A 3,024-nucleotide genomic window follows, 5' to 3' on the forward strand; every position below is an offset into this window, starting at 1 on the left:
CCATCTCGCCTTCACCCCTTTCCTCGCCGAGAACACCCCGGCGTGGTCCGCCAACGGCTTCCTCGTGAACATCGGCGTGCCCCGTGTTCCGGCCCCGATGGATTACAACGCCTGGTTCGAGGCCTATCTCGGGGGCAGGTGGTACATCTTCGATGCCCGCCACAACATGCCGCGCATCGGTCGCGTGCTGGTCGCAAGAGGCCGCGACGCCGCGGATATCCCGATGATCCACACCTACGGTCCGCACGGACTTCAGCGGTTCGATATCCTCACCGAGGAGGTAATCGCCTCGGGAGCCTCTTCCTGAAAGGTCTGACTATCCCCAGCCGAATAAATCGGACGGGCTGCCGGAAGGCGGGTCGGCTTCTTTGTGGACTTCAGGACGCTCACGTGTCGGCACGGGGCGGTCGAGGTCAAGTCTCTTCGAGCATCGCGCGGATAGGTCGCCTGAAACCAGTCAGCCGAGGCGGGCAGCCGTTCCAGCACATCCTTGAAGGCCGCGGCGTGCTTACGCGTGTAAGAGCGCAACGGGCGGTCGCCGCAAATCGCCTTGATCCAAGCCCCGATGACCAATCGCTGCTAGGCTTCGCACTAAGCTATGCGCTCGGCACCTTGCTCCAGCGCCGGTTCAACGTTGGTCGTGCACGCCGGCGCATCTCGGCCAGCGAGTATGACTGCCTGCTCTGGGCGGCCGGAGGCAAAACCGACTGGGAGATCTCTATCATCCTCGGCATTTCGAAGCCGACGGTGACCAAACATATTCTGTCCGCGCGCGAAAAGCTCGGCGCTGTCACGAAGGCGCATGCGATCGCGATTGCCCTGCGCGAGATGATTATCCGATAGCGTTCAGGAGCGCCCTCTCCGTCCTTCGCCCATCCGCTGCCCCGTTTGCGATTGGGACTCGGCGCGTTCACTCGCCTCGATCTCGCGGATGACACGCTCCTGTTCGATGCGCAATTGCGCGAGCGCATCGGTCTGAGCCACTGCGACCGAGAGCCGCTCTCCCGCATGCCGCGCCAATGAGCGCGCCGCTTCGGTCGCGGCTCTTGCCTCACGCGCTTCCTGGGCAGCGGAGCGCTCCGCTCCCCTCACGACATCCCGTGTGGCCGCGAGGTCACGCCGGTACGCTGGATCCAGGCCGGCTGTCGCCTCGGTTTGCCGTTCCGTTTCGACAGCGCGATCTGCCAGTCTGGCAGCCGCCTGTGCTTCCCGCGCCTCCTTCGCCTGAACACTATTCGCCCGCTGGATCAGCCGGTCGGCATTGGCACCGACGATCACCTCGACCTCGGCGCGGCTCATCTGCTGCACGCCACGCTCAGAGACGCGCTGCAGATCGAGCCGATTGGCTAAGGTCTCCAGATAGCGCGCCGACGCCTCCCGGAACTGCTGCTTCGTCACGCCGTCGAGCAGGTCACTGGTACGTGAGACGGCCTCGTTCATCAGGCGCAGATCCCTTGCCATTTGTTCGGACGTCCCGGCCATATTGGATCCCTCCCTTGTCAGATGTTCCACGCGTTGCGCGATCGTGTTGAGAATGCCTCCGAGTGTCTGCGCAAAAGTCAGACGCTCAAGCATCTCCTTGGCGATCCCGTTATCAGGCTGTTCTCCGAGAAGGGCCCGCCAAGCACGCATGCTGTCATTCACCACGCGGAGTTCGGAGTCCGATACGGCCATCCTAATCGGATTGGCCCGCGCCACGGCGATGCGTTGGCGAGCGTTATCGATCATCCGCCGGTTTGCCGGATCCGCGGCATAGGTACGATCCCCCGCCGCGCGCTCGGGCCGTGGTCGATCAGCTACCTCGACGATCGCCTTGTCCCTCGGGCCATAACTCTGCGAGGAGGCGCGCTCCCCCGCGCCCGTCGCCACGATCTTCAGGCCCTCGGCCTGCGCATGCTCGGCATAGGCCTGGCGCCACTCACGAAAGGTGTCGCGGCTCGGATGCAGTTTCTGGCCGGATTCGCTCTTCACCGTGATAACGGCATGGGCATGAATGTGCCCCTCCGCTTCTTTGTCGGTATGGACGCCGAATATGAATTTGTGGTCGGCGAAGCGGTCCTGCAGGAAAGACCGGGCGGCGCGTTGCAATGCCTCCACATCAGTGCCCGCCTTGGCCGAGAGGATCACATGCATGGTATCGCGCGTGGATTGCGAACGCAGCGACGGCCCCCAGTCCCGCGTGGCAGTTTTGACGTCTGCGACGTTGGCGAGCGTTCTATTACGGTCGTCCACCGCCGGCCCCTTCGCGATCAAGCCGTGCAACTGATGGGTCACCCCGTCACGGCCATGCCCGGTCGCGTCCAAAACGACGCCGACCCGATCCGCCGGAATAGCCGTCGCAGCAGCGATCCTGTCCTTGATCTTCGCTTCCGACGCCCGATCGAATTGTCGTTGTCCCCTCGTTGGCGCTCCGCCCTCCACCATCCGAGAGCGAAACCGCTCCTTCGCGGCGCCGGCCATCGTGAGGACCACACGCGCTTCCAGCATCCCTTCGGAAGTAGTATCGAACCGATAGGCGAAACGATGGCCTTCGAAGGCCGCAGCGACCGCCTTTTCATAGGTCGCCCTGCCGCCCGGGCTGGCGGGAGCGTCGCGGAGCGTCAGGCGCACCGTTCCAACATCCTGGCTCTCAGCGCGCTTCGAAAAGCCCACCGCCCAGGCCTTGATTTCGTCAGCGACCGCCTCCCGATCCGCCAGCATCCGTCCGTCATGGGTCGCGAGCGGAACATCTTCGCGCAGCACGTACTGGCCGGTGGCCGTCGCGCGGGCGACGCCACTGGCATAGGACACCACCTTGACGACCGCAGGCTGATAGCCAGCCGCGAGCATCCGGGCCCGGCCGACAGCGTCCCCCCCGCCGGCGAGGCCGCCGGCAATTAGTCCAGGGGCACCAACACGGCGCGCCCCGGCCGGACCGCTGCCGCGGCCTTTCGGCCCGGGGGGAAGCTCCCTCTGGCGCCCCGCATCCACCCCGCCTGCGATCGCCTCCCCTCGGATGAGGTTATGGGCGGGGGGCATCGCGGG

2 protein-coding genes and 1 pseudogene are annotated in these 3,024 nt (G+C 65.2%); 2 read left to right on the forward strand and 1 reads right to left on the reverse strand.

Translation table 11 applies throughout. The features are described 5' to 3' along the window. Together B6S44_RS00010 and B6S44_RS29740 are read left to right on the forward strand one after the other, a co-directional pair. A pseudogene (locus B6S44_RS00010) lies at positions 1 to 307 on the forward strand (transglutaminase family protein); the annotation flags it as partial. A 197-nt stretch (positions 308 to 504) separates the two neighbouring features. Beyond that, a complete protein-coding gene (locus B6S44_RS29740) occupies positions 505 to 843 on the forward strand; it encodes a helix-turn-helix domain-containing protein (protein ID WP_248309373.1) in 339 nt (112 codons plus the stop codon). Between the two features lie 3 nt (positions 844 to 846). Here the strand turns inward: B6S44_RS29740 and B6S44_RS00020 are convergent. After that, positions 847 to 3,024, reverse strand: a 2,178-nt coding sequence (locus B6S44_RS00020) for a relaxase/mobilization nuclease domain-containing protein (protein ID WP_129154768.1), incomplete at its 5' end; no start/stop codon positions are given.

The sequence above is a fragment of the Allobosea sp. Tri-44 genome, from assembly GCF_004123845.1.
Lineage (GTDB): Bacteria > Pseudomonadota > Alphaproteobacteria > Rhizobiales > Beijerinckiaceae > Allobosea.